We start from the raw sequence: 17,112 nt of genomic DNA, 5'->3' as shown, positions 1-17,112 counted from the left end.
GCTGCCTGAAGCGTTGTAGCGGCGGGGCCGTCCGAGTGGACTGCGACGGATGTTTCACTCGTCATCACTCTGGAGGAACCGCAAATGGTACGTTTTTTTCTTTTGGAATACTCGCGGGTTTTTCGTCCTTGGGTATCTGGGCGCAATGCTCAGATCATGCAGGCCCTTGCCGCTGCGATGACGGCGGCGATCTTGTTGTTGACGCCCAGTTTATGGATCGCATTGTGTATATGGAAATTTACGGTGCGCTCAGAGAGGTTCAGGATTCTGGATATTTCGTATGCCGTCTTTCCATCGGCCGATAGCTTCAATATTTCAATTTCGCGTGCCGACAAAACAGGATTGCACGAATGAGGTGTGCGTGAAGGCAAATTTCGAGCGACGAGCCCATGCAGTTGTTGGCTAATGAACATCGCATAGCCCAGATTTTCATACAGTTCATAGGCCGTGATTGGGCAGTCGCTTCTGGCCAGGCTCAACATGCTGCAGAGCCCGCCGTCGTCGTGGAGCGATTGCGACCAACCATGCTGCAAGCCTTGTTTTTTTTGCGCTTCTCTCATTCCAGGAGTCTTTGAGAAAACCTCATCCACCCAAAGAATCGGCAAACTCGATTGCTTGCAATGAGCCAGTATCGGATCTGTTTCACCGAAATGGTTTTGTTCATATTTTGCATTCCAGTCGGTTGGGTAGTTATTGAGATTCACTCTCTTGAAATGTGGGCCTCGCGAGTACGATGTTATTGAAAAGGCACAGAAATTAAAGCCAAGGTTTTTAACGAGATTAAGTGAGATCTCGTATGCAGACTCAACATCCCTTGCATTAGATATCTGTCTTAATTGTGACTCCTTCCACATTTCCATCGGTGTAACTCCATGTAGGCATCTTGAGGGTGCATATTGGATCCGAAATCCGGCACGTCACGAGTGTAGGAGTATTCCTACGCATGCGCTGCAATTTTTTCGCTCTTGAGAAGGCAGAAAAGTACATAACTGGTTCTTAACCGGAAAAATACAAAGTTGTATGTTGTGCGCAATGCAATTGTTTAAACTTTATTTTGTACCTTTTGGTTAGTGTGAAAAGTGAGTCATTTTAACCCCGGCAATGACGGCAGGACAGGGAGGCATTGTCTAATGCCACTACAAATCACCGGTGTTTACATCGCCTGCTTTGCGGGACACTGGGTCATCTGTTGAATGGAGCACCTCATGACTGCCAGTGCAGAAAAATTCACTCGCCAGACCCTGACCGATGTTCAGCCGTTGACCCCGAACCTGTTCACGTTGCGGGCCGGCAGAGACTCCGGCTTTCGATTTCGCGCGGGGCAATTCGCCCGTCTTGGCGTGACCCGGTCCGACGGCAGCACGGTATGGCGCGCCTATTCGATGGTCTCCTCGCCCTATGACGAGTTTCTCGAGTTCTTTTCCATCGTCGTGCCAGGCGGGGAGTTCACTAGTGAACTGAGTCGGCTGGAGGTCGGCGATACGCTGCTGGTCGACCGTCAGGCCTTTGGTTACCTGACGCTGGATCGTTTCGTCGATGGTCGAGATCTCTGGTTGTTATCCACAGGCACGGGCGTGGCACCGTTTCTGTCCATCCTGCAGGACTTCGAGGTGTGGGAGAAATTCGAGCGGATCATCCTGGTCTACAGCGTGCGCGAGGCCAGGGAGCTGGCTTATCAGGAGCTGATTGCAGGCCTGGCGCAGCGCGACTATCTGGCCGAGTACGCGCACAAGTTGCAGTTCATCGCGACCGTCACGCGCGAGCAGCACCCTGGTGCCCTGAACGGGCGAATTACTACGCTGATAGAAAATGGTGAGTTAGAGCGGGTGGCAGGGGTGGCGCTGACGGCCGAACACTCGCGGGTCATGCTCTGCGGTAACCCGCAGATGATCGATGACACGCGCAAGTTGCTCAAACAGCGCAACATGCACTTGAGCCTCAGCCGACGACCCGGCCAAGTGGCGGTGGAAAACTTCTGGTAAAAAAACGGCGCCCCGAAGGCGCCGTTTCTACCTGCAATCAGCCTTCAGGGCTGATTCTTCTGGACTTTAAGCAGATCACGGATCTCGGTCAGCAGCTCTTCTTCCTTGGTTGGGACCGGTGGCAGGGTTGGCGCAACGGCCTCTTCGCGTTTCAGACGGTTGATGGCCTTGACGCCCATGAAGATTGCGAAGGCGACGATGATGAAGTCGATCAGGCTCTGAATGAACTTGCCGTAGGCCAGCACCACCGCCGGGACATCCCCGTTGGCTGCCTTGAGCGTAACGGCCAGGTCACTGAAGTCCACCCCACCGATCAGCAGGCCGATTGGCGGCATCACCACGTCGCCGACGAACGATGAAACGATCTTGCCGAAGGCGGCGCCGATGATGATACCGACGGCCATGTCGACCACATTACCTTTGACCGCGAAGGCCTTGAACTCACTTATCACGCCCATAGGTTATTTCCTTGTTACAGATGAGGTTGGTGAGCGCAGTGTAAATCAGCAAAACGCATTTTGCTCGAAACAACCGCTGCGGTGCTTGCGGTGCTATCGACCTGGCCAATGGAAAAAGTTTACAAAATGCCATCATTGAAGTGAAAGACCCTGAGCTTGTGGTCTCGGTTCTTTTCTGTCGATCCGTTGTGCATTTCTATTTTTTGGGAGAGCTTGTTGAGCACTGACCTTCGATAGAAGGGATATGTGTTTAAAGCGTAGTTATCAATAAAGAATTATTTAAGGTGTTACGTGATTGCGTAGTGCTAGCAATGGTGGGTTAATAGGCAAGGGCTGAAGTTTTATTGGTGACGTTGAAATATTTGTATGAGCGTTAGAGTTGTACAGCTGGGTTTGAGATATTAAAGGTTTGTACAGTTTTGATTTCGAGACGTTGGCTGTTGTCCAGTTTATTGCTGGATAAAGTTGTACAGGTTCTCGTGCATCGCATTATGGGGGATGTATGGCCAATCCTGAAAAGTTACTCCTGAATACCCGCTGGGTAACTTCGCCGCGCTGATCCGCGTCAGCTGGGCTATCATCGCGGTTTTTTGCCGGGAGTTCAGATGGCCAAGGCCAAGCGCATGTACGGCTGCACCGAGTGCGGCTCAACCTTCCCCAAGTGGGCCGGCCAGTGCGGCGAGTGCGGGGCCTGGAACACGCTGACCGAAACCATGGTCGAGAGCGGCGGTGCCGCAGCACCCAGCGGTCGCACCGGTTGGACCGGCCAACAGGCACAGATCAAGACTCTGGCCGAAGTCAGCGTCGAAGAGATCCCGCGTTTCTCCACCGCATCCAGCGAACTCGATCGGGTGTTGGGCGGCGGCCTGGTGGATGGTTCGGTGGTGCTGATCGGCGGTGATCCGGGTATCGGTAAATCGACCATTCTCCTGCAAACCTTGTGCAACCTCGCCAAAGTCATGCCGGCGCTGTACGTCACCGGCGAAGAATCCCAGCAACAAGTGGCCATGCGCGCCCGCCGTCTCGGCTTGCCTCAGGATCAACTGCGGGTGATGACCGAAACCTGCATCGAAACCATCATTGCCACCGCCCGGGTCGAAAAGCCCAAGGTCATGGTGATCGACTCCATTCAGACGATCTTCACCGAACAACTGCAATCGGCACCGGGCGGCGTGTCGCAGGTTCGGGAAAGTGCGGCATTGCTGGTGCGTTATGCCAAGCAGAGTGGCACTGCGATTTTCCTGGTCGGCCACGTGACGAAAGAAGGCGCATTGGCCGGGCCGCGCGTGCTGGAGCACATGGTCGATACGGTGCTGTATTTCGAAGGCGAATCCGATGGGAGGCTGCGTCTGTTACGTGCGGTGAAAAACCGTTTCGGAGCCGTCAACGAATTGGGCGTTTTCGGCATGACCGACAAGGGCCTGAAAGAAGTCTCCAACCCGTCGGCGATTTTTCTGACCCGTGCGCAGGAAGAAGTGCCGGGCAGCGTGGTCATGGCGACGTGGGAAGGCACCCGGCCGATGCTGGTGGAAGTCCAGGCGCTGGTGGATGACAGCCACTTGGCGAACCCGCGTCGGGTCACGCTGGGGCTGGATCAGAATCGTCTGGCGATGTTGCTGGCGGTGCTGCATCGTCACGGCGGCATTCCGACTCACGATCAGGACGTATTCCTCAACGTGGTTGGCGGGGTGAAGGTTCTGGAAACGGCCTCCGACCTGGCGCTGATGGCAGCGGTCATGTCCAGCTTGCGCAACCGGCCACTACCGCATGATTTGCTGGTGTTCGGTGAAGTCGGGCTGTCGGGCGAAGTGCGCCCGGTGCCAAGTGGCCAGGAACGCTTGAAGGAAGCCGCCAAGCACGGCTTCAAACGCGCCATCGTGCCCAAGGGCAATGCGCCCAAGGAAGCACCGCCGGGGTTGCAGATTATTGCCGTAACCCGACTGGAACAGGCCCTCGACGCGTTGTTCGAATAAACATTCTGGCAGGATCCACTCCCACATTGGATTAGTGTCGGGTTTTCAGATTTCGATCAGGGCGCCCAATTCGCGCTCCAGTTCCTCGGGATCGCCCAGGTTGAATTCGATCAACCGCCGCAGGCGCTCGATGGATTCCAGGCTGATGTGTTTGCAGACAAACCCGAGCTGGCCATGATCATCGTGGGTCAGCATCACATCCATCTTGATCTCGACCTCTTCGTTGAGATGAATATCGACCAGGAAATGCCAATCCGGATTGCCCAGCCACGGCTCGGGCTTTTCGATCAGCAGCCCCTTGAGTGACAGGTCGATCAGCTTCACCGGCCAGATGAATTCCCCCTGGCTTAGCTCGGTTCGGGCATCGAACGCAATACGTTTGAAGCGGCGGCGATCGGCAGGGTGTTCGCTCATGGCGCAATCCTCTAGATGTTCGCTGACTATAGACCCGCATGGTGAAAGCCTGCCACTCAGGCTGGCCTCTAGACCAATGTTGGGGTATGGCCTTTGCCGTCAGGCGAGCTAAACTCGGGGTGGCTGTCTTTCTTGTCCACCCTGGCTGGAATCATAAAATGAAAAATAATAATAGCCTGCTACGCCATATACCTTGGCTGCTGCTGGCAATCGTAGGAGCGTGCGCCCTTGGTGTCGTGGCATTGCGCCGAGGTGAGGCGATCAACGCCTTGTGGATTGTGGTCGCGGCCGTGGCCATTTATCTGGTTGCCTACCGCTATTACAGTCTGTTCATCGCCAACAATGTGATGCAACTCGACCCGCGACGGGCCACCCCCGCCGTGATCAACAATGACGGTCTGGACTACGTCCCCACCAACAAACACATCCTCTTCGGTCACCACTTCGCCGCCATCGCAGGCGCGGGGCCGCTGGTCGGTCCGGTATTGGCGGCGCAGATGGGCTATTTGCCCGGTACGTTGTGGCTGATTGCTGGCGTGGTGCTGGCCGGTGCGGTTCAGGACTTCATGGTTCTGTTCATGTCCACCCGCCGCAATGGCCGCTCTCTGGGCGACATGGTCCGTGAGGAAATGGGCCGCATCCCCGGGACCATCGCGCTGTTTGGCTGCTTCCTGATCATGATCATCATCCTCGCGGTGCTGGCGCTGATCGTCGTGAAAGCCCTGGCCGAGAGCCCGTGGGGGATTTTCACGGTGATGGCGACCATCCCGATCGCGATGTTCATGGGCATTTATATGCGCTACATCCGCCCGGGCCGCATCGGTGAAATCTCCGTGGTCGGCGTGTTGCTGCTGCTGGGTTCGATCTGGCTGGGTGGGCAGATTGCTGCCGATCCGGTCTGGGCCAAGGCGTTTACCTTCACTGGCGTGCAGATTACGTGGATGCTGGTCGGTTACGGTTTCGTGGCTGCCTCGTTACCGGTCTGGCTGATTCTGGCACCGCGTGACTACCTGTCGACGTTCCTGAAAATCGGCACCATCGTGGCCTTGGCGATCGGCATCCTGATCACCATGCCCGAGCTGAAAATGCCGGCGCTGACACAGTTCATTGATGGCACCGGGCCTGTGTGGAAGGGCGGTCTGTTCCCGTTCCTGTTCATCACCATCGCTTGTGGCGCGGTCTCCGGTTTCCACGCGCTGATCTCCTCCGGCACCACGCCGAAACTGCTGGATAACGAAGTCAACGCCCGTTACATCGGTTACGGCGGCATGCTGATGGAGTCCTTCGTCGCCATCATGGCGATGGTCGCGGCTTCGGTGATCGAGCCAGGCGTGTATTTCGCCATGAACAGCCCGGCGGCAGTTGTCGGTGGTGACGTGGTGGCTGTGGCCCAAACTGTCAGCAGCTGGGGTTTTGCAATCACCCCGGAAGCGCTGCAAGCGGTGGCCAAGGACATCGGTGAAACCACCATCCTGGCCCGTGCCGGTGGTGCGCCGACCCTGGCGGTCGGTATCGCGCAGATCCTGCACAGTGTCCTGCCGGGTGAAAACACCATGGCGTTCTGGTACCACTTCGCGATTCTGTTTGAAGCGCTGTTCATCCTGACCGCAGTCGACGCCGGTACCCGTGCAGGCAGATTCATGCTCCAGGACTTGCTCGGTTCCTTCGTGCCGGCACTGAAACGCACCGAATCCTGGACCGCCAACCTGATCGCAACCGCCGGTTGCGTGGCAATGTGGGGTTGGTTGTTGTACCAGGGCGTGATCGATCCACTGGGCGGCATCAACACCTTGTGGCCGTTGTTCGGTATCTCCAACCAGATGCTGGCCGGTATCGCGCTGATGCTCGGCACCGTTGTGCTGATCAAAATGAAACGCCAACGCTACGTTTGGGTGACCATGCTGCCAGCGGTTTGGCTGCTGATTTGCACCACCACCGCAGGCTTCATCAAGCTGTTCGACGCCAACCCGGCGATTGGCTTCCTGTCGCTGGCGAAAAAATACAGCGATGCCCTGGCCAACGGTCAGATCCTCGCCCCGGCCAAGGACATCACGCAGATGCAGCACGTGATCTTCAACGCTTACACCAACGCAACGCTCACCGCACTGTTCCTGTTCGTGGTCTTCAGCATCCTGTTCTATGCGCTCAAGGTCGGTATTTCCGCCTGGGGCAGCAAAGAGCGAACAGATAAAGAAGCACCGTTCCAGGTACTGCCGGATGCGTAATCGAGGAATGCACGATGTTCAATGACCTGAGTCGCCTCGGTAAATACCTCGGTCAGGCCGCGCGCCTGATGGTCGGCATGCCCGACTACGACAACTACGTCGAGCATATGCAAACCAAACACCCGGACAAACCGGTGATGAGCTACGAGATGTTCTTCCGGGAACGCCAAGAGGCTCGTTACGGTGGCAAGGGTGGGCCGAAGTGCTGTTGACCCGGTTGTCGGGTTAACAGCAATTCCTGTGGGAGCTAGCCTGCTAGCGATGACGGCTGAACATTCAACATCACTGTTGATTGACAGTCCGCCATCGCTAGCAGGCTAGCTCCCACAGTTGTTTTGTGTTGATACTTTAATTTTGTGAAACAGGAGATTCCAGTTGTCCTCTCCCATCCCAGTCACGATCCTCAGCGGCTTTCTCGGCGCGGGCAAGACCACGCTGCTGCGCCACCTGCTCAAAGCCGAACACGGCCTTAAAATCGCCGTGATCGAGAACGAATTCAGTGATGCCGGTATCGACACCCAGCTGTTGGGCGACGAACCCGTGCAGGTGATGACGTTGTCCAACGGCTGCGTCTGCTGCACCATCCACACCGACCTGACCAAGGCCTTGTACCTGCTGCTCGAACGCCTGGACAGCAGCGAAATCGCCTTTGATCGTCTGGTCATTGAATGCACTGGCCTGGCCGACCCGGCGCCAGTGGCGCAGACTTTTTTCATCGATGAAGAGCTGCGCGAGCGTTACATCCTCGACGGCATCATCACCCTGGTAGACGCGGCGCACGCCGACACTCACCTGACCCAGACCATCGCCCAGGCACAGATCGGTTTTGCCGACCGCTTGCTGGTGAGCAAGCGCGATCTGGTGGATGAAGCGACGTTTACCGCGCTGAGCGAACGCCTGACCCGCATCAACCGTCGCGCGCCGATTCGCGTGGTCGAACACGGCAAGATCGATCTGGCCGAATTGCTCGACGTGCGCGGTTTTAATCTCAATGCCGACCTGGGTGGCGGCATCAGCCTGCGTCCGGTGGGCAAAGCGCCGTCCATCGACCGGATTTCCAGCCTGGTGCTGCGCACCGACAAGCCGCTGGATATCGACAAACTCAGCGAATTCATGAACGAATTGCTCGAAGACCATGGCAAGCAATTGCTGCGCTACAAGGGTGTGTTGAACATCGTTGGCGAGCCACGGCGGATGGTGTTTCAAGGGGTGCTGAAATTGTACGGTTTCGACTGGGACACGGAGTGGGCGGAAGGCGAGGCGCGGGAAAGCGTGATCGTGTTTATTGCCGATGATTTGCCGGAAGAGAAGATTCGCGAAGGGTTTGCGCGGGTGGCGGCTATCTGAAGAATTGTCAGCGCCTGTCATGCCGTCATCGCGGGCAAGCCCGCTCCCACAGGTTTTTCGGGTGAGGGAAAAATCAGTGAGCTCCAAAGATCACTGTGGGAGCGGGCTTGCCCGCGATGGCGATTTACCCGGCAACACGATTCTGGCCTGAACTCGATCCAGAGTTCAGCAACGCCTCTTCAAGAAGATCAAGATGCTGGCTCAACAATGCCTCGGCACTCACTGCATCCCCACGCTCCACCGCATCCACAATCTCCTCATGCACCTGCCACCCGCAATAACCCTCCACCTGCGCATCAAACTGCGCAATCGCCAGCGATGTCAGAGGCACCAGACTGCCCAGAAAATGCGCCAACGGTGCATTCCCCGCCATTTCCGCCAACTGCAAATGAAACTCCCCTGACAACCGAATCGCCGGTCCACGACCGGTACAGCTGCGCTCGCGATCGATCAGGGCGTGCAAGCGAGTCAAGTCTCGCGCACGGGGTTGTCGGCACGCCAGACGCACCAGCGTGATCTCGGTCAGCCGCCGGGCATGCAACGTTTGCCGGGTCTGCTCGGCATCAAGCGCGGCAACGCGGGGCCGATGGTTCGCCCGAAGGACGATGATCTGCTGATGGGACAGGCGCGTCAGTACGCCACGAATCTCACTGCGTCGAACGCTGAACATCTGCGCCAGGCTTTCTTCGGTAAAGCGGCTGGACGCATTGAGGCGCTGTTCGAGAATGGCGTCGAAGATCCGCGAATAGAGATCATCCGCCCGCGGTGGAAAGGGCAGGGCAGTGAGGGTCTGCGGTGAAGCGAAGCTATTCATGGCCTGTCTCCAGTTCGAAGAGGGTTCAACTGACGAAGTTGTCGTCCGGAATATTCAATTCGATGCCCATCCGCTGGCCTTCCCGAAGGATGTGCCGACGCATCTCGGCGCTGGCCTGGGCGCTGTTTTTGCTGCGGATCGCGCGCACCACGGCTTCGTTCTCCTCCAGGCGCTCAGCCAGATGCTCGGGAGAATTGCGCAGCACCTCGGCGCTTTGCTTGAGGGCGTTGCTGGTCTGTTGCACCACGCTCTGGAAAATCGGGTTTGAGGTCAGCGTGAACAGTTCTTCGTGGAACGCGATGTAGGCGTTGACCCCGGCTTCGCTGTCGTTGGCTTCCAGGGCTTCGCGCATGTCCATCAGGGTCAGGCGCAGTTGCCCGACTTCCTTGCTGCTGATCGATTGCGCGACCAGGCCGACGATAAACGGCTCGAGGGTGTAGCGCAGTTGCAGCACGTCTTCCAGGCTGGCGCCGGCCACCGCGCTGTCGTGGCTTTTGCTGTCGCTGAGATTCGCGTCCAGCACCACCACGCCTTTGCCGGGCATGGAGCGCACCAGGCCAAGGGTTTCCAGCACGATCACCGCTTCACGCAGGCTCGGGCGGCTGATGCCCAGTTGTTCGGCCAGTTCACGCTGCCCCGGCAGCATTTCGCCGGAGCGCCACTGACCACGGGCCAAAGCGGCCCGGAGTTTTTCTACGACTGAGTTCACAACGGTCGACGAGGTAATCACTGTTCGCTCCATGAGCATCCAAAACGATTGATGGCCGTGCCTGCCCGTCGGCAGGCACGGCGGTTATTCAAAATTCCTGCTGATGCGCCGGGGCAACCGGTTTTCTTGGCTGGAAGGTATAACCCACCTGGCCGGAAAGCACTTTGTTCGCCCGTTGAATATCGATGTCCTTCTCCCAGCGGGCGATGGCCACGGTAGCGACGCAGTTGCCGATCAGGTTGGTCAGCGCCCGGCCGATGCCCATGAACCAATCCACCGCCAGCACTAGCACCAGGCCCACCACCGGAATCGCCGGGATCGCCGTGAGTGTTGCCGCCAGAATCACCAGTGCCGAACCGGGAATCCCGTGTGCGCCTTTGGAGGTGATCAGCGAGACCAACAGAATCGTAAGCAAATCAGTCATGGCCAGCGGCGTGCCGGTGGCATTGGCGATGAAGACGATGGCGAGGGTCAGGTAGATCGAGAACCCGTCGAGGTTGAACGAGTAACCGGTAGGAATCACCAACCCGACCGTCGAACTGCCGATGCCCAGATGCTCAAGCTTGCGCATGATTTGTGGCAGCACAGCGTCGGAAGATGCGGTGCCCATGACGATCAGCAGTTCTTCGCGCAGGTACTTGAGCAACGGCCACATCTTCAGGCCCGAAAGGCGCATCACCAGGCCGAGAATCAATGTCACAAACGCCACACAGGTCAGGTAAAACAGGCCGACCAGGCTGCCCAGGTGCTGCAGCGAATCCAGGCCATATTTGCTGGTGGTGAAGGCAATGGCACCGAACACGCCGATCGGCGCCAGGCGCACGATCATGCCCATGATGCGGAAGATCACGTGGCTCAGCTCATTGATCAGCCGGGAAATACCCGAAGCTGCTTCACCCACCAGGTTCAGCGCGCTGCCGAACAGTACCGAAAACAGCAGCACTTGCAGAATATTGTTCTCCGCGAAGGCGCCGATCACTGAGGTCGGGATCAGGTTCATCAGGAATTGGGAGGTGGTTTGCATGTGCTGACCGCGCTGGGCGATGTCGCCCATGTCGGCAGCGGAAAGCTGATCCAGATGAATGTTCGCGCCGCTGCCGATCCCGGTGGTGAAGGCGAGCACCAGGCCAATGACCAGGGCAATGGTGGTCAGGATCTCGAAGTAGATCACCGATTTCAGGCCGATGCGGCCGACTTTCTTCAGGTCGCCGGCACCGCTGATGCCGCTGACCACGACGCAGAACACGATCAGGCCGATGAGCATCTTGATCAGTTTGATGAAGCCGTCGCCGAGCGGTTTGAGCTGGGCGGAGTATTCAGGAAGGGTCAGCCCGCAGACGATGCCGAGCACCAGTCCGAGAACCACTTGGAGGAAGATTGAACGCGAGCACCATCTGAGCATGGGAGGAATCCTGGTCGGTGTCCTGGCTGCCGTGCGCTTGAGGGGGCGCATCAGATTCAGGACTTAATTATTGTGGTCTTACCGGTATGTCCAGTGCAGGCGCAGTCTAGGCGCTGTTTTTGAGTGTTCGCAAGCGGAAATTGTGTAATTGGCATGACCGGTCTTACCAGTTGAGCGCAATAGCCCGACCTTGAGCCTTTTGCCGGTTTGAAAAAAATGCGGACGAAAAAAAACCGGCCATCACTGGCCGGTTTTTTACTGCTGCGGTTCAGCGGTGCAATTAAGCGCCGTACACCGGCAGCTTCTTGCAGATGGCCTTGACCTTCTCACGGACGGCGTCGATCACCGCTTCGTTGTTCAGGTCTGCCAGGATGTCGCAGATCCAGCCGGCCAGCTCTTTGCACTCTGCTTCCTTGAAGCCGCGAGTGGTCACAGCCGGAGTACCGAAGCGCAGGCCGGAGGTGACGAACGGGGAGCGTGGATCGTTTGGCACGGAGTTCTTGTTCACGGTGATGAACGCTTTGCCCAGAGCGGCGTCGGCGTCTTTACCGGAGATTTCCTGCTTGATCAGCGACAGCAGGAACAGGTGGTTTTCAGTACCGCCCGATACCACGTCGAAACCGCGCTCGATGAACACGCCGGCCATGGCCTTGGCGTTCTTCACCACTTGTTGCTGGTAAGTCTTGAACTCAGGCTGCAGCGCTTCCTTGAAGCAGATCGCTTTGGCGGCGATCACGTGCTCCAGCGGGCCACCCTGGGCGCCCGGGAATACAGCGGAGTTGAGCTTCTTCTCGATGTCGGCGTTGGCGCGAGCCAGGATCAGGCCGCCACGTGGACCGCGCAGGGTCTTGTGCGTGGTGGTGGTCACGACGTCAGCGAATGGAACCGGGTTCGGGTAGACGCCAGCAGCGACCAGACCGGCCACGTGGGCCATGTCTACGAACAGGTAGGCGCCAACCTTGTCAGCGATTTCGCGGAAGCGCGGGAAGTCGAGGATCTGCGAGTAGGCAGAGAAACCGGCCACGATCATTTTCGGCTTGTGTTCAACGGCGAGGCGCTCGACTTCGTCGTAGTCGATCAGGCCATTGGCGTCGATGCCGTATTGAACGGCGTTGTACAGCTTGCCGGAGGAGGAAACGCTGGCGCCGTGGGTCAAGTGACCGCCGTGGGCCAGGCTCATGCCCAGGATGGTGTCGCCCGCTTGCAGCAGGGCCAGGTAAACGGCGCTGTTGGCTTGCGAACCGGCGTGCGGCTGAACGTTGGCGTAATCGGCGCCGAACAGTTCTTTGGCGCGGTCGATGGCCAGCTGCTCAACCACGTCGACGAACTCGCAACCACCGTAGTAGCGCTTGCCCGGGTAGCCTTCGGCGTATTTGTTGGTCAGTACCGAGCCTTGAGCTTCCATCACCGCTGGGCTGGTGTAGTTTTCCGAAGCGATCAGCTCGATGTGTTCTTCCTGGCGCTGAGCTTCTTGCTCCATGGCGGCAAAAAGATCGGCGTCGTACTTGGCAATAGTCAAATCACGGCTGAACATGGCGGTCCTCAAGGATCGGGGGCAGAAAAGGGGGGCATTCTAACCCAATGGGTTTTAGATGGCATATGAAAGGACATCATGTCGCAGACAAGTGGGCTTCATGTCGGGATCAGCGGTGATCATGCTGACCTGTGGCGAGGGAGCTTGCTCCCGCTGGGCTGCGAAGCGGCCCCAAAAATCCTGTGAGCGCTGCGCACTCAAGCGGGACGGTGCGGCGTTCCGACAAGCTCCCTCGCCACAATGACCGCGCTTCAGTCGAACATGAACAGCGCATCATTGCTGAACTGCGCCTCAAACCGGCTCGCCGGCATCGGCCGCCCGAACAGATACCCCTGAACCTCATCGCAGCCATGCTCACGCAGGAAGTCGAGTTGCTCGTGGGTTTCCACGCCCTCTGCAATCACAGCGAGGTTGAGGCTGTGGGCCATGGCGATGATCGCCCGGGCAATCTGCGCATCCTGTTCACCCGACGGCAGGCCATCAACGAAAGTGCGGTCGATTTTCAGCACGTCGATGGGGAATTGCTTGAGGTAGTTGAGCGATGAATAACCGGTGCCAAAGTCATCGACCGCAATGCTCAGGCCGAGGTTTTTCAAGCCAGCGAGAATCTGCATCGCTTCGCTGACTTCGCGCATCAGGATACTTTCGGTCAGCTCCAGCTCCAGGCACGCCGGCGGCAGGCCGGTTTCCTTGAGAATGGTGGCGATCCGCGTACCGAGCTGGCCGTCGGAGAACTGCCGGGCCGAGATGTTCACCGACACCTTCGGCACCCGCACCTTGGCTTGATGCCAGGTCTTGAGCTGACGGCAGGCTTCGCTGATCACCCAGTCACCGACATCCACCACCAGCCCGAGCTCTTCGAGCACGGGAATGAAATCCCCGGGCGGCACCAGCCCGCGTCGCGGATGGCGCCAACGCAGCAAGGCTTCGGCGCCGGTCAGACGTTTGCCGTCGCCGCTGAACTGCGGCTGGTAGTACAGAACGAATTCATCCTGCTCCAGGGCATGCCGCAAGTCGCTTTCGAGTTCCAGGCGCTCCAGGGCGCTGGCGTTCATGTCCGCCTGATAGAACTGGAAGTTATTCTTGCCGCGCTCCTTGGCGTGGTACATCGCGGTGTCGGCGTTCTTCATCAGCTGGCTGAGTTCGTTGCCATCCTGCGGGCTCAGGGCGATACCGATACTGGCGGTGACGAAGAATTCGCGGCCTTCCAGCACGAACGGTTTTACCAGGCTGGCGAGGATCTGCTCGGCCACATGAATCGCCCGGTTCAAAGCGATTTCACGGTTGACCCGCGGTTGCAGCAGCAAGGTGAATTCATCGCCGCCCATGCGCGCCACGGTGTCGTCATCGTCGACGCAACCGAGCAGGCGCGTGGCCATTTCCTTGAGCATGCGGTCGCCGGCGGCATGGCCGAGGGAGTCGTTGATCGGTTTGAAACGGTCGAGGTCGAGGAACATCAGCACCACCCAGGACTTCTGCCGCTCGGCCGATTGCAGCGCGGTGTGCAGACGATCCTGGAACAGCGTGCGGTTGGGCAGGTGGGTCAGGGCGTCGTAGTAGGCGAGGCGGTGGATCCGCTGCTCACTGGCCTTGCGCTCGCTGATGTCGCTGAAGAAGCACACGTAACTGGCCAGATCACCTTCATCGTCGAGCACCGCCGTGATGCCGACCCAGGCAGGGTAATGCTCGCCGTTACGCCGCTTGAGCCAGACTTCGCCTTCCCAAGTGCTGTTCTGATGCAGTTGCTTGAGCACATAACGCAGGTGGGCTTCCTGCTGCTCGTCGACGGTCAGCATGTTCGGCAACTGGTCCAGCACTTGCTCCACGGCATAACCGCTGACGCGACTGAACGCTTCGTTGGCCTGGACAATGTAGCCGGCCGGGTCGGTGATCAGGATCGCCGACGTCGAATGTTCGAATACCGTGGCCGCCATGCGCAGGTCTTTCTCGGCCCGGCGTTGCTGGCTGATGTCGCGACCGACGCCCAGCACGCCTTCGAACGCACCGTGTTCGTCCCAGACCAGCACCAGGCGCAGCTCAATCGGAATCTTGCGCCCGTCGGCCCGCAGGCAATCGAACAGGAACAGTTGGGTCTGCACCTGGCTGCGCAACAACGCCAGTTGTTCGGGTTTATCCAGCGCTTTGCTGACCCGGTCCATCAAGGTGTAAATGCCAGTGAGTTGCTGCGGGTTGGCGATGGTCGATTGCCAGCCGTTCTGGAAGATCCACTCGGCGTCGTAGCCCAGCACGGCTTGCACCGACGGGCTGACGTAGTTGAGCGACATTTTGCTGTCGGTGGAGAAAATCACGTCACTGATGCTTTCGGCGAGCATCCGGTAACGCTGCTCGCTGTCGCGCAGGGACTCACTGGCTTCGATCTGATCGGTGATGTCCTTGGCCACGCCGATGATCCGCGTGACTTGATCATGTTTGTCCCGCGCCAATGCCTGTTCGCGAATGTCGAAACGCCGCCACTTGCCGTCGCGATGACGGAAACGCAGCTGGCATTGCAGCAATTGGGTGTAACCGGCGTGGCGCTGAGTCTGGCGCGAGCGGTGGTAGTAATCGGCATCTTCGGGGTGCAGGAGGATTTCCCAGAAGTACTCGCCCATCTGGTGCAGCTCGGTGCGGTTGTAACCGAGGGTCTGGCCCAAGTGATGGTTGCTGAAGATCATCCGCTGGCTGATCACGTCCTGCACGTACAGGTGATCTGGCACGGTGCGCACTACATCGGACCAGAAGCCTTCGCGTTCGAGCAGCGACAGTTCGATGAGTTTGCGGCTGGTGATGTCGGTGATGCTCAGGATCACCGCTTTGTAGTCGTCCTGGTCTTCTGGCAGGCGCAGTACAAGCCAAAGGTGTTGGTCGCGGCCATTGGTATCTTTAAGCTGGATTTCCAGCTCAAGCTGTTTTTGCTGGTTGAGCACCGTTTCGAGCACTTGATGGCCGATGGCAGTGCCGTCCAGCGGGCAGCCCTCAATCAGCAGTTTCCAGGCTTGAGCGCAGGAGTTGACGTTCAACAGTTGCAGGGCGACCTGGTTGACCTCGGTGATGCGCAGTTCCGAAAGCAGCTGTTTGCGCTGCTCCGGTGTTTCGAGCCAGGCTTTGAGTTGCTCGCTGTTGTGCAAGTGAGCCTTGTCGAAAAAGGTCTTGAGCCCTGAGACATCAAGTACGCACAGGGCGACGCCAGTGCCTTCGAAAATATCGTGATAGCGCCGACGGCCTTCATGCAGCTGGCGTTGACGGCGGCGAATGTTCAGCAGCGCGATGAACGGCAACAGGGAGAAGGCCAGGCCCAACAGGCATTTGCCAATGAATGCCGGCAACAGTTGTTCGAGCACTTGCTGGCGATCGAACAGCCCGCGCAGCTGCCAATCGCTGCTGCTCAGGGGCACCGTCAGCACGCTGTTGGCCATATCATCCGGGGACAATGCGCTCGGTTTGACCGAAGGTGACGCTTCATCGCGGCTGATGATCTGGTGATTGACCCGGTTTTCCACCAGCCACAGCGGACGGATGCCAGCTTCGTTTTGTTTGCTCAGTGACGAGAAAAATGTCGGCGTCAGGCGCAGGGCCCAGTAACCGCGGCTGCTGCCGCTGGCCTGATGCAGCAGCAGGTGCACCACTGAGCCGTCATCGGCATTGCTGAAATAGTGGGCCTGGGCTCGGCTGCGTCGGACCAGCTCGCTGAGATAGTCGGCGTCCTGGCTGTCGGCGGCGCTGTCGCTGAGGACTTTGCCGGAAGGACTGAGCAACGCCAGGCTGCGCAGTTCCGGCAGCGACTGTTGCAGCTTGCGCAGCAAGGCTTGCTGTTCGTCGGCAGTTTGCGGTTGTTCGACGATGGGTAGCAGGTTGAGGGCGATCTGGGCGTTGAGCGCCATGTTCAGGCTGACTTGCGCGGCCAGGTCGGCGGTGTAGTCGATGGTGTATTGACGCTGGTGTTTTTGGGTTTCGCGAAGTTGATCCAGCAGTTGCCAGAACAGCAGCGCGAGCAGCAACAGCACGAGTGTCGCCAGCGCACCCTTCAAGGATCCGCGCAGGGGCGAGCCGGTCGCAGGACTGGGTGCGCTCACGGACGATGGCGGAGGGACATTAGACAAACTGTAATCCTGCGGTTTGGCTGGACTGGCGCGACGTGCACTATAAGCCGGACGCCCGAAGGGCGGCTAGCATGCCTTGAGTTGTGGCGAAGTGCCAGCCCCTCACGGCTGGACTGCCATCTGTCATTAAGGTAGCTTTGCCGGTTACGCGGGA

Annotated in this window: 13 protein-coding genes; 5 read left to right on the top strand and 8 right to left on the bottom strand. The window is 58.4% G+C overall.

Going from position 1 to position 17,112, the window contains the following annotated elements; genetic code table 11:
• Positions 1-149: 149 nt before the first annotated feature.
• Positions 150-860 (bottom strand): autoinducer binding domain-containing protein, encoded by a 711-nt coding sequence (locus ACYZT8_RS25720; RefSeq protein WP_461976934.1) that lies wholly within the window; start codon positions 858-860, stop codon positions 150-152.
• Positions 861-1,205: 345 nt separating this feature from the next.
• Here ACYZT8_RS25720 and ACYZT8_RS25715 point away from each other — a divergent pair, with 345 nt between their 5' ends.
• Positions 1,206-1,982: a ferredoxin--NADP reductase gene (locus ACYZT8_RS25715; protein ID WP_461976932.1), complete on the top strand. Its 777-nt coding sequence runs from the start codon at positions 1,206-1,208 to the stop codon at positions 1,980-1,982.
• Between the two features lie 44 nt (positions 1,983-2,026).
• Here ACYZT8_RS25715 and mscL read toward each other — a convergent pair whose 3' ends face one another.
• Entirely contained in the window at positions 2,027-2,440 is a 414-nt protein-coding gene (mscL, locus tag ACYZT8_RS25710; protein ID WP_461976930.1) for a large-conductance mechanosensitive channel protein MscL, read from the bottom strand.
• Positions 2,441-3,045: 605 nt separating this feature from the next.
• On the opposite strand from mscL, the gene radA reads away from it, so the two are divergent.
• Positions 3,046-4,413 (top strand): DNA repair protein RadA, encoded by a 1,368-nt coding sequence (gene radA, locus ACYZT8_RS25705; RefSeq protein WP_010467488.1) that lies wholly within the window; start codon positions 3,046-3,048, stop codon positions 4,411-4,413.
• A gap of 45 nt (positions 4,414-4,458) precedes the next feature.
• Here the strand turns inward: radA and ACYZT8_RS25700 are convergent, their stop codons facing one another.
• Complete coding sequence (locus ACYZT8_RS25700) at positions 4,459-4,827, bottom strand: PilZ domain-containing protein (protein WP_131061855.1); 369 nt, start codon at positions 4,825-4,827, stop codon at positions 4,459-4,461.
• 158 nt (positions 4,828-4,985) lie between these two features.
• Between ACYZT8_RS25700 and ACYZT8_RS25695 the strand changes: the two genes are divergently transcribed.
• From ACYZT8_RS25695 to yjiA, 3 genes are all read left to right on the top strand, one after another.
• The gene (locus tag ACYZT8_RS25695; protein ID WP_461976928.1) at positions 4,986-7,052 is read left to right on the top strand and encodes a carbon starvation CstA family protein; all 2,067 of its coding nucleotides are present in this window, start codon (positions 4,986-4,988) and stop codon (positions 7,050-7,052) included.
• A gap of 14 nt (positions 7,053-7,066) precedes the next feature.
• Entirely contained in the window at positions 7,067-7,264 is a 198-nt protein-coding gene (locus ACYZT8_RS25690) for a YbdD/YjiX family protein (RefSeq protein WP_007895266.1), read from the top strand.
• Between the two features lie 163 nt (positions 7,265-7,427).
• On the top strand, positions 7,428-8,399 hold the full coding sequence (gene yjiA, locus ACYZT8_RS25685) for a GTPase (protein WP_461976926.1): 972 nt from the start codon (positions 7,428-7,430) through the stop codon (positions 8,397-8,399).
• Between the two features lie 124 nt (positions 8,400-8,523).
• Here yjiA and ACYZT8_RS25680 read toward each other — a convergent pair whose 3' ends face one another.
• The 5 genes from ACYZT8_RS25680 to ACYZT8_RS25660 form a co-directional block, all read right to left on the bottom strand.
• Positions 8,524-9,213, bottom strand: coding sequence for a GntR family transcriptional regulator (locus ACYZT8_RS25680; protein WP_461976924.1), 690 nt, complete (start codon positions 9,211-9,213; stop codon positions 8,524-8,526).
• 25 nt (positions 9,214-9,238) lie between these two features.
• Entirely contained in the window at positions 9,239-9,943 is a 705-nt protein-coding gene (locus ACYZT8_RS25675; protein WP_461976922.1) for a FadR/GntR family transcriptional regulator, read from the bottom strand.
• A 67-nt stretch (positions 9,944-10,010) separates the two neighbouring features.
• Positions 10,011-11,324 carry a C4-dicarboxylate transporter DctA gene (locus ACYZT8_RS25670; RefSeq protein WP_461976920.1) on the bottom strand — a complete coding sequence of 438 codons (1,314 nt, stop codon included), beginning with the start codon at positions 11,322-11,324 and terminating at the stop codon, positions 10,011-10,013.
• Between the two features lie 280 nt (positions 11,325-11,604).
• On the bottom strand, positions 11,605-12,858 hold the full coding sequence (glyA, locus tag ACYZT8_RS25665) for a serine hydroxymethyltransferase (RefSeq protein ID WP_054051411.1): 1,254 nt from the start codon (positions 12,856-12,858) through the stop codon (positions 11,605-11,607).
• 251 nt (positions 12,859-13,109) lie between these two features.
• The gene (locus ACYZT8_RS25660) at positions 13,110-16,958 is read right to left on the bottom strand and encodes a sensor domain-containing protein (protein ID WP_461976918.1); all 3,849 of its coding nucleotides are present in this window, start codon (positions 16,956-16,958) and stop codon (positions 13,110-13,112) included.
• Positions 16,959-17,112 lie beyond the last annotated feature (154 nt).

This window comes from Pseudomonas sp. LB3P93, assembly GCF_054898025.1.
The sequence above is the reverse complement of the archived record's forward strand: the minus strand, read 5'-3'. Positions and strand labels throughout refer to the sequence as shown.

What these genes read in the sequence shown, in the direction of transcription:
- ACYZT8_RS25720 (WP_461976934.1), bottom strand. Translation starts at nt 860, where the DNA reads ATGGAAATGTGGAAGGAGTCACAATTAAGACAGATATCTAATGCAAGG.
- ACYZT8_RS25715 (WP_461976932.1), top strand. Translation starts at nt 1,206, where the DNA reads ATGACTGCCAGTGCAGAAAAATTCACTCGCCAGACCCTGACCGATGTT.
- mscL (WP_461976930.1), bottom strand. Translation starts at nt 2,440, where the DNA reads ATGGGCGTGATAAGTGAGTTCAAGGCCTTCGCGGTCAAAGGTAATGTG.
- radA (WP_010467488.1), top strand. Translation starts at nt 3,046, where the DNA reads ATGGCCAAGGCCAAGCGCATGTACGGCTGCACCGAGTGCGGCTCAACC.
- ACYZT8_RS25700 (WP_131061855.1), bottom strand. Translation starts at nt 4,827, where the DNA reads ATGAGCGAACACCCTGCCGATCGCCGCCGCTTCAAACGTATTGCGTTC.
- ACYZT8_RS25695 (WP_461976928.1), top strand. Translation starts at nt 4,986, where the DNA reads ATGAAAAATAATAATAGCCTGCTACGCCATATACCTTGGCTGCTGCTG.
- ACYZT8_RS25690 (WP_007895266.1), top strand. Translation starts at nt 7,067, where the DNA reads ATGTTCAATGACCTGAGTCGCCTCGGTAAATACCTCGGTCAGGCCGCG.
- ACYZT8_RS25680 (WP_461976924.1), bottom strand. Translation starts at nt 9,213, where the DNA reads ATGAATAGCTTCGCTTCACCGCAGACCCTCACTGCCCTGCCCTTTCCA.
- ACYZT8_RS25670 (WP_461976920.1), bottom strand. Translation starts at nt 11,324, where the DNA reads ATGCTCAGATGGTGCTCGCGTTCAATCTTCCTCCAAGTGGTTCTCGGA.
- glyA (WP_054051411.1), bottom strand. Translation starts at nt 12,858, where the DNA reads ATGTTCAGCCGTGATTTGACTATTGCCAAGTACGACGCCGATCTTTTT.